This window comes from Planomonospora parontospora (assembly GCA_014647935.1).
Taxonomy (GTDB): domain Bacteria; phylum Actinomycetota; class Actinomycetes; order Streptosporangiales; family Streptosporangiaceae; genus Planomonospora; species Planomonospora parontospora.
Map to the genome: position 1 here is coordinate 24,748 of BMQD01000015.1, position 14,645 is coordinate 39,392.

At 73.9% G+C, this 14,645-nt stretch carries 7 protein-coding genes; 3 read left to right on the top strand and 4 right to left on the bottom strand.

The window, feature by feature from the left end; genetic code table 11:
• Positions 1 to 15 precede the first annotated feature (15 nt).
• Positions 16 to 1,356: a thioesterase II family protein gene (locus IEZ07_RS22630; RefSeq protein WP_191896559.1), complete on the bottom strand. Its 1,341-nt coding sequence runs from the start codon at positions 1,354 to 1,356 to the stop codon at positions 16 to 18.
• Positions 1,357 to 1,615: 259 nt separating this feature from the next.
• On the opposite strand from IEZ07_RS22630, the gene IEZ07_RS22635 reads away from it, so the two are divergent.
• Together IEZ07_RS22635 and IEZ07_RS22640 are read left to right on the top strand one after the other, a co-directional pair.
• Positions 1,616 to 8,248 carry a non-ribosomal peptide synthetase gene (locus IEZ07_RS22635; protein ID WP_239320522.1) on the top strand — a complete coding sequence of 2,211 codons (6,633 nt, stop codon included), beginning with the start codon at positions 1,616 to 1,618 and terminating at the stop codon, positions 8,246 to 8,248.
• A complete protein-coding gene (locus IEZ07_RS22640) occupies positions 8,245 to 11,379 on the top strand; it encodes a non-ribosomal peptide synthetase (protein ID WP_191896561.1) in 3,135 nt (1,044 codons plus the stop codon). Before IEZ07_RS22635 ends, IEZ07_RS22640 begins: the two co-directional genes overlap by 4 nt.
• A 103-nt stretch (positions 11,380 to 11,482) precedes the next feature.
• On the opposite strand, the gene IEZ07_RS22645 is transcribed toward IEZ07_RS22640, so the two are convergent.
• A complete protein-coding gene (locus IEZ07_RS22645; RefSeq protein ID WP_191896562.1) occupies positions 11,483 to 12,322 on the bottom strand; it encodes an MBL fold metallo-hydrolase in 840 nt (279 codons plus the stop codon).
• Positions 12,316 to 12,912: a dihydrofolate reductase family protein gene (locus IEZ07_RS22650; protein WP_191896563.1), complete on the bottom strand. Its 597-nt coding sequence runs from the start codon at positions 12,910 to 12,912 to the stop codon at positions 12,316 to 12,318. Before IEZ07_RS22650 ends, IEZ07_RS22645 begins: the two co-directional genes overlap by 7 nt.
• 76 nt (positions 12,913 to 12,988) lie before the next feature.
• Between IEZ07_RS22650 and IEZ07_RS22655 the strand changes: the two genes are divergently transcribed.
• Entirely contained in the window at positions 12,989 to 13,492 is a 504-nt protein-coding gene (locus tag IEZ07_RS22655) for a winged helix-turn-helix transcriptional regulator (protein ID WP_191896564.1), read from the top strand.
• A 129-nt stretch (positions 13,493 to 13,621) separates the two neighbouring features.
• Here the strand turns inward: IEZ07_RS22655 and IEZ07_RS22660 are convergent, their stop codons facing one another.
• Positions 13,622 to 14,566, bottom strand: a complete 945-nt coding sequence (locus IEZ07_RS22660; RefSeq protein WP_191896565.1) for an acyltransferase domain-containing protein — start codon at positions 14,564 to 14,566, stop codon at positions 13,622 to 13,624.
• Positions 14,567 to 14,645: the final 79 nt, after the last annotated feature.

The following is a 14,645-nucleotide window of genomic DNA, read 5'->3' on the forward strand; positions in this document are numbered from 1 at the left end:
CAGCTCACCGTTCCGTCATCGATCGGTCCATACGTCGGCGCTCAGCCGGGTCCGGCCGCGGGGCTCCGCGACCGCCGCCAGCGCCTCGCCCAGCGGCGTGTGCAGGGGCAGGAAGGTCACCTGCCAGCCGTCGTCCGCGGGCCACGGCCCCGGGGCGGCCAGGTCGGGGAATCCCTCCGCGGCCTGGGCGTGCGCGCCCGCGCGGGCCAGCGCCCGCCTGGCAGTCCTGGCGCGGAGCTCCAGCCAGGGCCGGTCCTCCTCGGCCGCGTCCACCAGCTGTTCCCACTCCCCCGGCCCGAGCCCGTCACCGGGTCCGTCACCACGGCCGGCGCCGGGGGAAGCACCGTGGGCGGCGTCACGGGCGGCGCCGTACGCCGCCGGCAGTCCCACGGCCGCGCCGACGGCACCGCCGCGGACCGTCGCCTCGACCGCCAGGCCGCCCGCCCGGTCCACCGCCTGAGAGGACCCGCCCGCCCGGTCCGCCGCGCGGGAGGACCCGCCCTCGTCCGAGCCGGGCGTTCCCGGCGGCTCGTCGGCGGGGAACACGCGGACGTGGATCTCGTCGTCCTGCACGGGCGGCGGGTCCGTGCCCCTGCCGGGCCCGGGGCCCGCGAGATCCGCGGTGATCAGCCGGGCGAGCTCCGCGGAGCCGTCCCTGACGAAGAGGTGGCCGCCGCGCAGGGTCCGCAGGGCGAATCCGGCGCGGGTGTGGCGCGCCCAGCCGAGCATGTCGCCCGGCGGCACCTCCGCGTCGCCGAGACCCGCGAACGCCACCACGGGGACGTCCAGCGGCGGCTCGGGCGCGTAGCGGTACCGCTTGATCCAGGTGAAGTCCGCCCGCAGCACCGGCAGGAGCAACTCCCGCAGCTCGGGCACGTCCCTGAGCTCCTCGGGGGCGCCGGCTCGCCGTACGAGCTGGTCGATGAACGCCTCGTCGGGCAGGTCCGCCGTCGCGGCCAGCGGCACCCTCCGGTCCGGGGGGTGGGCGGCCCCCGCGTAGAGCCTCAGCGGCGGGGGCAGTCCCCGGCGGCGCAGCTCGCGTGCCACCTCGAAGGCGATCCGGGCGCCCATGCTGTGCCCGTAGAGGGCGTACGGCCGTGCCGTGTGCGAGGCGATCTCGTCGGTGAGCCGCGGCACGGAGAACTCGGGCGGCTCCGCGATCCGGTTCTCCCGGCCGGGAAGCTGGACGGCGACGACCTCGACCGCGCCGCAGGCGCCTCTCAGGCCGTGATAGGCGCCTGCCGCCCCTCCCGCGTAGGGGAGGCAGAGCAGGGCCGGGGCGGGTCCGGCCGGGGAATCCGGATGGGGGGTCGGAGGGGGGGTGGGTCGCGTAATCGAGAGGGGCTCGATCGCCATGTGCCAGGTGCTCCTCCGCGGGGCCGCATCGCCCCTGACGGTTCAGAAGGATTTAATGCGCACGACAAATCACCTTATATCCACACACACAACCCGGCGTCAACCTTCCTTAATGTAGTCCGATAACCGAGGTTTCGGACATGTCTATTCACAGAAGAGTCATTTATGACCCGCTTTTCATCTCGACTCGGGACGGGCGGATATGCATGAATGTCCTTCATCCGATGTAACGCGCCGCCCACCCGAAAGTGAGCCAGGTGTGACATCCACGCCCGACCTTTCCCCGAGCGGTCTCCGGCTCTCCGACACCAAGCGGGCCCTCCTCGAACAGCGGCTGCGCCGCCGCGCCCCCGGCCGGCCCGCCGCCATCCCCCCGCGCCCTCCGGACCGGCCGGTCCCGCTCTCGTTCGGGCAGGAGCGGCTCTGGTTCATGGAGCAGTTCGCCCCGGGGAGCGCCGCCTACACGATTCCGATCTCCCTGCGGCTGCGCGGCCCCCTCGACCCCGACCGGCTGGAGCTCGCCCTGCGCGCCGTCGTGGCGCGGCACGAGAGCCTGCGGATGCGCTTCCCCGCCGACGAGGACGGCCGCCCGTACGTCGTCGTCGGGGAGACGGCCGACATCGAGCTGCGCCGCGCCACCGCCGACGAGGCGTCCGCCGCGGACCTCTTCAGCGCCGAGGCGGCCCGGGCCTTCGACCTGGCCGAGGGGCCCCTGATCCGCTCGATCCTGGTCCGGCTGGCGGAGGACGACCACGCGCTGCTGGTCACGGTCCACCACATCGCGGCCGACGGCTGGTCCACCGAGATCCTCACCGAGGAGCTGCGCGCCCTGTACGGCGGCGCCGACCTGCCCGACCCCGAGGTCCGGTACGGCGACTACGCGCTGTGGCAGCGCGAGCGCCCGGTCGCCGAGGCCGACCTCGACCACTGGCGGGAGCGGCTCGCCGGGGTCCCGCCGCTGGAACTGCCCGCCGACGGCCGGCGCGCCGCGGAGCAGACCTTCGCCGGCGCCTCGCACGCCTTCCGCCTGGACCGCGAGCTGGTGGACGCGGTGGCCCGGCTCGCCGGAGAGGGCGGCGCGACCCTCTACATGGCGCTGCTGGCGGCCTACCAGGTGCTGCTGGGGCGCCACTCCGGGCAGGAGGACTTCGCGGTCGGCTCCCCGGTGGGCGGCCGGCCGCGGCGTGAGCTCGAAGGCGTGATCGGGCTGTTCGTCAACATGCTGGCGATGCGCGCCGAGCTGGGCGGCGACCCGACCTTCCGGGAACTGCTCGCCCGGGTCAGGCGGAGCGCCACCGAGGCCTACGCCCACCAGGAGCTGCCCTTCGAGCGGCTCGTCGGAGAGCTCGGAGTCGTCCGGGACGTCTCCAGGCCGCCGGTCTTCCAGGTCGTCCTCACCCTGCAGAGCTACCGGGACGACCGCCGGGACGGCTGGCCGGGTCTGACGGCCGAGCCGTTCGGCATGGAGGCCCGGGCCGCCCGCTTCGACCTCGAGCTCTTCCTGGAGGAGGAGCCGGACGGGCTCCACGGGGTCTTCGTCTACAACCGCGACCTGTTCGGCGCCGAGACGGTCGCGAGCCTGGCCTCGCACCTGGAGACGCTGCTGCGCGCGGCGGCGGCGGAGCCGGACACCCGCATCTCGGAGCTGGAGATCGTCACCCCCGGTGAGAGGGCCCGGATCCTCTCCCACGCCGCCGGGCCGCGCGAGCCCTACGACCGCGAGGCCACCCTCGGCGCCCTGTTCCGGGCGCAGGCGGCGCGGACCCCGGAGGCCGTGGCCGTGGAGTTCGAGGACGTGCGGCTGACCTACGCCGAGCTCGACGCGCGGAGCGGCCGGCTGGCCCGCCGGCTGCGCGGGCTGGGGGTCGGTCCCGGCGCGCGGGTCGCGATCTGCGCCGAGCGCTCACCCGAGCTGGTCGCCGGCCTGCTGGGCGTGCTGAAGGCGGGCGGGGCCTACGTCCCGCTGGACCCGGACTACCCCGCCGACCGGCTCGCCTTCATGCTCGCCGACGCCGAGGTGACGGCCCTGCTCCTGCAGCGGGCCGTCGCCGACCGCCTGCCGCCGACCGGCGCCGTCACCGTGCCGCTGGAGGACGCGTGGGACGAGACGGCCTGGGACGAGACGGCGGACGGGCCGGAGGATGAGCCTCCGCCCTCCGCGAGCCCCTCCGACGTCGCCTACATGATCTACACCTCGGGGTCGACGGGCCGCCCCAAGGGCGTGCCCAACACCCACGCGGCGATCGTCAACCGGCTCGACTGGATGCAGCGGGCCCACCGCCTGTCCGGTGGGAACGCCGGGGACGCCGGGGACGTCGTCCTGCAGAAGACCCCGGCCGGCTTCGACGTGTCGGTGTGGGAGTTCTTCTGGCCCCTCGTCACCGGCGCCAGGCTCCTGCTCGCCCGTCCCGGCGGGCACCGGGACGCCGCCTACCTGCGCGACCTGATCGCCGAGCGGGGCGTCACGACGATGCACTTCGTGCCGTCGATGCTGGCGGCGTTCCTGTCCGAGGAGGGGATCGAGCGCTGCACCTCACTGCGGCGGGTCGTGTGCAGCGGCGAGGAACTGGCCCCGCACGTGGCCGAGCGGTTCTTCGCCCGGCTGCCGGGCGTGGAGCTGTACAACCTGTACGGCCCGACCGAGGCGGCCGTGGACGTCACCCGGTGGCGGTGCGTGCCGGGGGACGCCACGGTGCCCATCGGGCACCCGGTGCAGAACACCGAGCTGTACGTCCTCGACCGGCACCTGCGGCCCGTGCCCTTCGGGGTCCCCGGCGAGCTGCACATCGGCGGCGTCCAGCTCGCCACCGGCTACCACGCCCGCCCCGGCCTGACCGCCGAGCGGTTCGTGCCCGATCCGTTCGGGCCGCCGGGCGCGCGCCTGTACCGGACGGGAGACCTCGTACGGCTCCGCCGCGACGGGGCGATCGTCTTCCTCGGCCGGATCGACACCCAGGTCAAGATCCGGGGCCAGCGCATCGAGCTGGGCGAGATCGAGTCGGTCCTGCGCGAGCAGCCGGGTGTGGCCGAGGCGGTGGCGGTCGTCCGGGAGGACGGCGCGCCCGGCGACCGGCGACTGGCCGCCTACGTCGTGCCCGAGACGCGGCCCGAGGCGGCGCTCGACCCGGCCGGCCTGCGCGCGGCGCTCAAAGCCGTCCTGCCCGACGCCATGGTGCCCTCCGCGATCGTGGTGCTGGACGCGCTGCCGCTGAGTCCCAACGGCAAGCTGGACCGGGCGGCGCTGCCGGCCCCGCAGCGGCACGGCGAGCCGGGCGGCCGGGGGGCCGGGCCCCGCACCCCCGCCGAGCAGGCCATCGCCGGGCTCTGGCGGGAACTGCTCGGGGTGGAGACCGTCGGCGTGGACGACGACTTCTTCGAGCTGGGCGGCCACTCCCTGGTGGCCGTCCAGGCGGTCGCGCGCCTGCGCAAGGTGCTGCCCGGCCTGGAGGGGGGACGCGCGGTCGGGGTCATGGACCTGTTCAAGCACCCGACGGTGCGCGCCCTGGCCGAGCTCGTGGAACGGACGGACGTCCCGCGGGGACCCCGGTCCCTGCTGTACGAGCTGACCCGGCCGGGTCCCCGGCGGAGCATCACCTACGTCTGCATCCCGTACGGCGGCGGACAGGCGATGGTCTTCCAGCCGCTGGCGGACGCGCTGCCCGAGGAGTGCGCGCTGTACGCCATGGCCTTCCCCGGGCACGACCCCGGCCTGCCCGACGAGGAGACCAGGCCCCTGGACGAGATCGCCGACCTGTGCGTCACGGAGATCCTGGAGGGCATCGAGGGCCCGCTGGCGATCTACGGCCACTGCGGCATCGGCGGCGCGCTCGCCGTGGAGGTGGCCCGGCGGCTGGAGGCGCGCGGCCGGGACCTGGAGGCGGTCTACATCGGCGCGATCTTCCCCTTCGCCCGGCCCACCGGCCGCATCGCGGGCCCGCTGGGCCGGCTGACCCGCCTCGACCGGTTGCGCGGCGACCGGGCCTACGAGAACCGGATGAAGTCGATGGGCAACGACGTCTCCGGCCTCGACGAGGAGCAGATCAGGTTCATGGTCCGCAACCAGCGGCGGGACACCCTGATCGCGGAGGAGAGCTTCACCCGGCTGCTGGCCGAGGAGATCGCCCCGCTCCGCGCGCCGGTCGTCTCCGTGGTCGGCGAGCAGGACCCCGCGACGGACTACTACCGCGAGCGCTACCGCGAGTGGCACTTCCTCAGCCCGGTGACGGCTCTGGTCGTCCTCGACGAGGCCGGGCACTACTTCCTGAAGTACCGGGCCGAGGACCTGGCGGAGATCCTGACCAACACCCACATCGCGATGGGGTACGGCGCCGCGCACACCCTCGACCGGACGTCCCGCGGCCCGGCCGCGGGCTGGTGGATCGAGGAGACCTCCACCTTGCCCCGGAAGGCCCCGCCGCAGACCCCGGGGACCGCGCCCCCCGGCTCCGCCCCACCGGAGGCCGGCGCGGACGGCTCCCCGCCGGAGGCCGGCGCGGACGGCTCCCCGCCGGAGCGCCGCCCGGACGGCCGTACGGTGCCGGACGCCCGAACGTGGAAGCGCCGGGCGGGCGGGCGGCCCGCGCCTGCCCCCAGCATGCGGCGGTTCATGGCCGTGGCCCTGGCCCAGCTGGTCTCGATGACGGGCACCGCGATCACCGACTTCGCGATCCCTGTCTGGATCTACCTGACGACCGGGTCGCTGGTGGACTTCGCGCTGTTCACCGCGCTGTCGATCATGCCGGGAGTGGTGGCCGCGCCGCTGATCGGAGCGCTGGTGGACCGGGCGGGCAAACGCCGGATGATGGTCACGGGCGGCTGCCTGGCCGGCGGGACCCAGCTCGTCCTGGGCGCGCTGCTGTGGACCGGGAACCTGGAGATCTGGCACTTCTACCCGCTGACGGCCTGCCTGTCGGTCGCCCTGATCTTCCAGCGGCTGGCCTTCACCACCGCCCTCCCCCAGCTGGTGCCCAAGCAGTACCTGGGCCACGCGGCCGGCATCGTGCAGATGGTGATGGGCACCTCCCAGTTCGTCGCGCCGCTGGTGGCCGTGGCGCTGCTGTCCTCCATCGGCCTGAGCGGCATCCTCGTCGTCGACGTGGCCAGCTTCGCGGTGCTGCTGGGGGTGCTGGCGCTCGTCCGCTTCCCCGCCACCATGGCCCACGTGCGCCGGGAGACGCTGACGGCGGAGATCGCCAACGGTTTCCGGATGTCGTTCGGCAACCGCCACCTGCGGGCGGCCCTGCTCTACTTCGCGGTCCTGAACGTGATGCTGGCGGCGCTGCTGCTGTCGATCTCGCCGCTGGTGCTGTCCTTCGCCCCGCTCGCCACCGCCGGGCAGATCTCCTTCGCGGGCGGCGTCGGCGCCGCCCTGGGCGGTCTGGTGATCGCGCTGTGGGGCGGCCCGCGCCGGCGCCGGATGCGCGGGGTGCTCCTGGCCACGCTGCTGCTGAGCCTCTTCGCGATCGTGACCGGCCTGCACGCCTCCCCCCTGGTCGTGGGCGTCGGCGCCTTCGGCCTGTGGGGCAGCCTCTCGATCGTCAACGGCGTCTTCATGACGATCGTGCACGTGAAGGTGCCGCAACGGTTCCACGGCCGCGTCATGGCGGTCAATCAGATGATCTCGTGGTCGACGCTGCCGCTCGGCATGGCCGTGGTCGCACCGCTCGGCGAGCGCCTGCTGGAGCCGCTGCTGGTCCCCGGAGGCGCCCTGGCCCCGACCGTGGGCGCAGTGATCGGCGTGGGCGAGGGGCGGGGGATCGCCTTCATGTACATCGTGCTCGGCCTCGGCATCGCCGTACACGTGCTCGTCTCGATGCGGATCCCCGTGCTGGCCCGGTTCGACGACGAGGTGCCCGAGGCCGTGCCCGACGACCTGGTGGGGGCCCAGGCCCTGCGCGAGCGGGCGGGCAACCGGGTCAGCCTGGCCTGGAGCGCGCCCGCGTTCGCCAAGGCGCTCACCATGCCGCTGTCACCGGAGAAGGCGTCCGCCCTGCTGGGCACCGAGGTGGAGCGGGTCGTGCTGCGCACCGGCGGGGAGATCAGCGCGGTCTACGAGGTCCGCTGCGCCGACCGGAGCCTGCCGCACCCGGACCTGGTCGTGAAGCTCTACCCCGACCTGTTCACCGCCAGGCTCCGCAAGGAGCTGCTCGTCTACGACCTGCTGCGCGGCAGCGGCGTCCCGGCGCCCGCCGTCGTGAAACAGGACGAGTCCAGGCGCGACCTCCCCCACGCCTACCTGGTCATGACGAAGATCGAGGGAAGGCCCCTGTCGGAGGTGTCCGGAGCCCTGCCCGAGCCGGTGATCGCGGCCCTGTACCGGGAGATGGGGGCCGCGCTGCGCGCCCTGCACGGGGTGGAGCTGCAGGAGTTCGGGCCGGTCGACGGGGTCCGCGAGCCGACCAACGAGGCCTACCTGGGCGGGCAGCTCGACCTGCGGACGGCCCAGTTCGCCGAGTTCGGCGGCGATCCGGCGCTGCACGCCGAGATCGCCGGGTACGTCGCGGCCCGGCGGCACCTGCTCGCGCGCTGCCGCACGCCCGTCCTGTGCCACCACGACTTCCACGAGCGGAACGTGATGGTCGCCGAACGCGACGGGTCGTGGCACCTGACCGGCGTCATCGACATGGAGAACGCCCTCGGCGGCGACCCGCTCATGGATCTGGCGAAGACCGACTACTTCGCGGTCCGGGGGGATCCCGTGCGCCGCCGGGAACTGCTGGCCGGGTACGGCGCGCTGCCCGCCGACTGGGCCGGGCGCGTCGCCCTCTACCGCCTCTACCACGCGCTGGACCAGTGGTGCTGGCTGGCCACCATCGGCGAGACCGACGCCCTGGCCCCCATCACCGGTGAGATCCGCGACTGCCTGAAGGACCCGTCGAAGGAGGCCCGTTGACCGGTGACGTCTTTCCCGCCTCGTTCGCCCAGGAGCGGATCTGGTTCCTGAGCGAACTGCAGCCGGGGCTGGCGGTGTACAACATCGCCACGTGCTCCGTCCTGCCCTGGATGCGGCCGGTGGACCCCGGGCTGCTGGAACGCGCGCTCGGCCTGCTGGTACGGCGGCACGAGCCGCTGCGCACCTCGTTCGCCCTCCGGGACGGCCAGGTCGTGCAGATCGTCTCCGCCGACGTCCCGGTGGTCCTGTCCAGGAGCGACGTGTCGGGCGCGGACGATCCCCGGGCGGAGTTCGAGCGGATCGCCGCCGAGGAGTCGTCGGCGCCGTTCCCCCTGGACCGCGCTCCCCTCTGGCGGGCCCGGCTGGTCCGCCTGGGACCGGACGGGACGGGCCAGGACGAGTGGCGGCTGCTCTTCGTCGCCCACCACACAGTCTACGACGCCTGGTCCGCGCAGCTCTTCGCGGAGGAGCTGGCCGAGCTCTGCGCGGCGCTGCGCGAGGAGCGCCCGCCGCGCCTGCCGGAACTGGCGATCCAGTACGCCGACTACGCCGTCTGGCAGCGCGACCGGCTGGCCGGCGGCGCGCTCGACGCCGACCTGGACTACTGGCGGGAGAAGCTGGCCGGGAGCGTCCCGCTGGAGCTGCCGCCCGACCGGCCCCGCCCGGAGGAGTTCGGTTACGCCGGGGCCGCGATCGGGTTCTCCGTCCCGGACGGCACGTCCGAGCGGGTGGCCGAGCTGGCCAGGCGGACCTCCACCACGCCGTTCATGGTCCTGCTCACCGCGTTCGCCACGCTGCTGGCCCGCTGGACGGGCCGGACGGACGTCGTCGTGGGCTCCCCGGTGGCCGGTCGCGAGACGCCGGAGCTGAACCCGCTGATCGGCATGTTCGTCAACACGCTGCCGCTCCGGATCGACCTGGGCGGCGACCCGGCGTTCGGCGAGGCGCTGGAACGGGTCCGCGCCACGGTCATGGAGGCCCTCGACCACCAGGACGTGCCGTTCGCCAAGCTGGTGGAGGCCCTCCGGCCGCCCCGCGACCCCGGCCGGACCCCGCTCTACCAGATCGGCTTCAACCAGCTCCCGATCGACGCCCACGGCCGCCAGCTCTCCACCGGGACGGCCAAGACCGACCTCACCCTGGAGGTGCAGAGCCCGCAGGGGCGGCTGGGCGGCTGGATCGAGTACAGCACCGAGCTGTTCGAGGAGGGCACCGTCCGCCGCCTGCTCTCGGCCTTCCTGGTCCTGCTGGAGGCGGCCGTCGGCGACCCGGGGCGGCCGGTCTCCCGGCTCCCCCTCATAGACGCCGGGGAGCGCGAGAGGCTGCTGACCGCCTGGCACGGCCCCGCCTCGCCGTACCCCGGCCGCTGCCTGCACGAGCTGGTGGCGGAGCAGGCGGCGCGGACGCCGGACGCCCCGGCGATCGTGTCGGGCCGCCCGGGGGGCTCGGGCGGCACGGTGACGCTGACCTACGCCGAGCTGGAGGAACGGGCCGACGACCTGGCCAGACGGCTGCGCCGGCGCGGGATCCGCGCACAGGCGCCGGTGGCGGTCTGCCTGCCGCGCGACGCCGAGCTGGTCGTGGCGCTGCTGGCGGTGCTGAAGGCCGGCGGCTGCTACGTGCCGCTGGACCCGGACTACCCGGCCGACCGGCTCCGGTTCATGCTGGCCGACTCGGGCGCCGGGCTGCTGCTGACCCGTTCGGCCCTGGTGGAGCGTCTGCCCGCCGACCACCCGCCGGCGATCCTGCTGGACGCGCTCCTGTCCGGGTCCCTCCCGCCGCTGCCCCCGGAGAAGCCCTCCCCCGACGCGCTCGCCTACGTCATCTACACCTCCGGGTCGACGGGCACCCCCAAGGGGGTGATGGTCCCGCACCGGGGCGTGGTGAACCTGGTCACCGGCCTGGGCTTCACCCCGGCGGAGCGGATGCTGCTGCTGACCTCCCTGTCGTTCGACATCGCCGCGCTGGAGATCTTCGGTCCGCTGCTGGCGGGCGGCACCGTGGTGATCGCCCCGCCGTACGGGACCAACGGCCTCGGCCCGCTGGTCGCGGAGGCCGGCGTGACCACGGTGCAGGCGCCGCCCTCGGTCCTGGAGGAGGTCCTCCGGCACCTGCCCGCCGGGCTGCCCCGGGTGTTCAGCGGCGGCGAGCCGCTCTCCGCCCGCCTGGCCGGCCGGATCCACGAGGTCGCCGGTGAGCTGTGGAACCTCTACGGGCCGACGGAGACGACGATCTGGTCGACGGTCCACCGCACGTCCCGGGGGGCCGGGACCGTGCCCATCGGCCTGCCCGTGGCCAACACCGTCGCCCACGTGCTCGACGGGGCGATGGAGCCGGTCCCGCCGGGGGTGGCGGGCGAGCTGTACCTGGGCGGCGACGGCCTGGCCCGCGGCTACCACGGCCGCCCCGGCCTCACCGCCGAGCGCTTCGTCGCCGACCCCTTCGGGCACGGCACCCGCCTGTACCGGACCGGTGACCTCGTACGGCGGGCGCCCGACGGCACGATCGAGTTCCTGGGACGCGTCGACGACCAGGTCAAGGTGCGGGGCGTGCGGATCGAGCTGGGCGAGGTGGAGGCGGCGCTGTCGGCCCATCCCGGGGTGCGCAGGGCGGTCGCGGCGGTGCGGGACGACGCCCCCGGAGGCCGAGCGCTGGTCGCCTACGTGGACACGGAGGTCCCGGCCGGGGAGCTGCGGTCGTTCCTGCAGAACCACCTGCCCGCGACGATGCTGCCCAGCCTGTACGTGCGGGTCGGCGGCTTCCCCCGGCTGCCCAACGGGAAGCTGGACCGGGCCGCCCTGCCCGCCCCGCACGCGGACGGCGGGCCGTCCCCGGCGGCGGGGCCGTCCACGGCGGGCGAGGAGCTGGTGCACGATGTCTGGTGCGAGGTCCTGGGCCGGGCGAACCTGGGGATCGACGACGACTTCTTCGACGTCGGCGGCCACTCGCTGCTCGGCACCCGGGTCGTCGCCCGGATCTGCTCCGAGGTCGGCATCGACCTGCCGCTGAACGTCGTGTTCACCACCCGCACGATCCGCCGCCTCGCGGCCGTCGTCGAGGAGCGCCTGGCCGCCGAGATCGACCAGTTGTCCGAGGAGGAGGCCGAGTCGCTGATCGACGGGCGCGCCTGAGCCGCGGAACTGATCGACGGTCACGGCTGAGCCGCGGGACCGCGGCTCAGCCGCGGATCCCGGCCGGCGACCCGCCCGCGCCGGCTGTGCCGCACACCGATCGCTAGCGGGGCGCCCCGCCCCGCCCGCTTCTCTGCGCGAGGCGCCGGAGCTGCCCTTCGTGCACGTTGCTCACCCATTCCCAGCCGGGCTCGGCCGATGGGCCGATCCGCGGGTCGGCGGGGACCCGGCCGTCGCGCAACGCGAGGACGTACGCCCGGTCCCGGTCGATCCGTGCCTGCACCTGGCCGGGTCCGCCGACGGACCCGTGGCCCGGGACGACGGCGTCGACGCCGCCCGCCACGCCCTCGAGCAGCCGCAGCGCGGCGAGGTAGTCCTCGATCGGGTCTGCGGCGCCGTCCCAGTCGAGCATCGGGACCAGGACATCGGAGAGCATGTCGCCGGCGACGAGGACCCGGCGTTCCTCGATCAGCAGCGCCGCGTGGCCCGGGGCGTGCGCTCGGTGTTCGATGATCCGGATCCTGGGGCCGTCCCAGGGGATCTGCGTGGTTTCGGCGGGCAGGCCGGTGATGAGGCCGAGCAGGTCCAGCGGCACCTGCCCGGCGATCTCCGTCTCGAGCAGGTGCTCGGCGACGCGGGCCTTCGCGCCCGCGTCCGACAGCTGCTCCCGGACGGTGGCCGCACAGCGTGCCGTGCCGTACCGGGGCGCCACGCCGAGCCGGTCGTGCCAGAGCAGGTGATCCCAGTCCGGGTGCGTGGAGAACCCCGCCACCACGGGCTGACCCGACTCGGACAGGTCGTTCGCGAGGCAGCCGATCTCGGAGCCGGTCACTCCGGGGTCGATGAGCAGCACACCGGCCCGGCCGCCCTGCACCACAACGGCGTTGCTCTGTATGAACCGGCTCTCGTGGACCAGCACGCCCTCGGCGACCGGCCTCAGCACGGGCCCGCCTCCTTCGCGTCCAGGACGGCGTAGCGGTGCATCGTGACGCCCTGCCCGAACGATCGCTGCTCCAGCAGGTCGAGGTCGACCGGCAGGTCGTGGTCGTCGAACAGCGGCCTGCCGAAGCCGAGGATCGCAGGATGGGTGAAGAGCAGCACCTCGTCGAGCAGTCCCGCCCGGAGCAGCTGGGTGGCGAGCGCCGCCCCGCCCACACTGATCCTGCCGTCGGTTTCGGCCCGCAGGGCGGCGAGCCGCTCGATCGCGTCGTCCCCGCCGATGATCCGGGTGTTGTGATCGGCGCTGCGGCGGGTGCGGGAGACGAGCACCTTGGGCTTGGCGGTCCAGATCTCGCCGTACTCATGCATGTAGTCCGGCAGCGAGGCGTCCTCGCGCGCCCGCGGCCAGTATTCCTCCATGACCTCGTAGAAGACCCGGCCGTGGACCATGAGCGCGAGCGCCCGCGTCTGCGCGTTGGCTTCGCGGTGCAGTTCCTCGCCGATGCGCAGCCACTCGCCGGCGCCGTTGTCCCCCGGAACCTGCTCGATCCGCAGGTCGAGGGAGACCTGCATCGAGTAGACGAAGCGGCCCATCAGCCCTCTTTCCCGTATAGTGATTGCATTCTGCAATCACTATTGTCGGGCACGGAACACCTGTCAAGGAGGAACAGTGGAACCACGGTCCGGGTGTCCGATCAACACCGCCGTCGAGGTGCTCGGAGACCGCTGGTCGTTGCTCGTGCTGCGCGACGTCATCTTCGGCGACCGCCGCCACTTCCGGGCACTGCTCACCGGGTCGATCGAGGGCATCGCCTCGAACATCCTCGCCGACCGCCTCAAGCGGCTCATCGACGCGGGCATCCTCACCCGCGGCACCGCCGCGCGGGGGCAGCGCGCTCGCTTCAGCCTCACCGAAGCCGGCATCCAGACTCTTCCGGTCATCCACGCCCTCGGCAACTGGGGCCTCGACTGGCGCCCGGGCGACGACGAGCTCCGCATCCGGCAGCAGCTCATGCGCGACGAGGGTCCGGCGTTCATCGAAGAGCTCATGGACGAGCTCCGTGTCCGTCACCTCGGCGCCCCGCCGAAGCCGCACGACGGCCCGGGCGCGTTCGAGCGCCTCGACGCCGCCTACGCCGCGGCCACCGGACGGGAACACGCCGACCAACGGTGACGGGCCGGTCCCGGCCCTGACCGTCGCAGCCGAACAGCCGCCGGGCCTCCTGGACCGTCCTTGGTCCGGCCCTCTCGAAGGCCTGCCGGCCTGCACTGAGCGCGTCGCGCCTTCCGCACTCGGACAGGGCTAGATCGGGAAGCGACCGCGACGCCACCGCCAGTGGCGGCCGGCCTTCAGATGATCGATGATCGCGCGCTGGAGCACGGTGCGACGCGGCAGTCGGTCGAGCGGCGTGGTCAGGGTGCGGAACACGAACCGCAGCACCTCGACGTCGGCGTCCAGTCCTTCAGGTTCCTCGTAGGGCTCCAGCTCGAACCTCCGCTGGAACCGGACGATGTTGGAGTCCTCGGGCAGGTACTCCAGCAGCTGCGGGTCGAGCAGCCACGAACCGCAGGAGAACGCCGTGTAGTGCTCGTCGGGAAAGTGGCGCGGGAAGAACGCGCGGGCCTCGTCGAGCGACGCCGCGACCGCCTCCGGCGTCATCGGCCCCGACTCCGGAATGTGCAGGCCGATGGCGGTATCGCCGCGCTGGTACTGCAACCGGCCCAGCTCGTAGACGGCGCCGCGCGCGTGCAGCGTCAGCCAGCTCTGCATGACCGGCCAGCCCTCGCCGCGCATCCTCCGGTCGATCGCCAGGTTGCGGCCCACGTCCGCCAGGGCCGCCCATGACACGGCGTCGGCGATGCCGTGGTCGCGGTGGTACCCCCTGACGACGCCGACCAGGGCGAGATACGCGTACACGTAGAGATGCCGCCAGGCGGGACCCCGTTCGCGCGGCAGCTCCGGGCCGGGAGGCAGCCAGCCGTGGCCCCCGAGATCCGCGCGGACCAGGGCGATCGAACGGTCGAGCAGCCAGCGCAGCTCCGGGGTCCACAGCGGAGATCCGGGGTCGGGCCAGCCCGCCATGATCTCGGCGGCATCGTCCGGCCGCACCGCGAGCCGGTCGAGGATCGCGGGCGCGTCGGCTTTGGCCGGCAGCGGAGCCGACGGGCGGTCACCGGCGAGCCGGTGCACCCGGTCGACGTCCTCGACGGCTACTCCGAGCCGGGCGGCGGTCTCGTCCAGGTCCACGCGGACGATCTTACCGACCGGTGGGGTCGCCGCTCCAGCCGCTGGTTTCCCGATGGCGAACACCCCTTGAGTTCCGACG

Bases quoted from the DNA above. Each gene is read 5' to 3' on its own strand.
- IEZ07_RS22630 (WP_191896559.1), bottom strand. From the start codon at position 1,356: ATGGCGATCGAGCCCCTCTCGATTACGCGACCCACCCCCCCTCCGACC.
- IEZ07_RS22650 (WP_191896563.1), bottom strand. From the start codon at position 12,912: ATGGGCCGCTTCGTCTACTCGATGCAGGTCTCCCTCGACCTGCGGATC.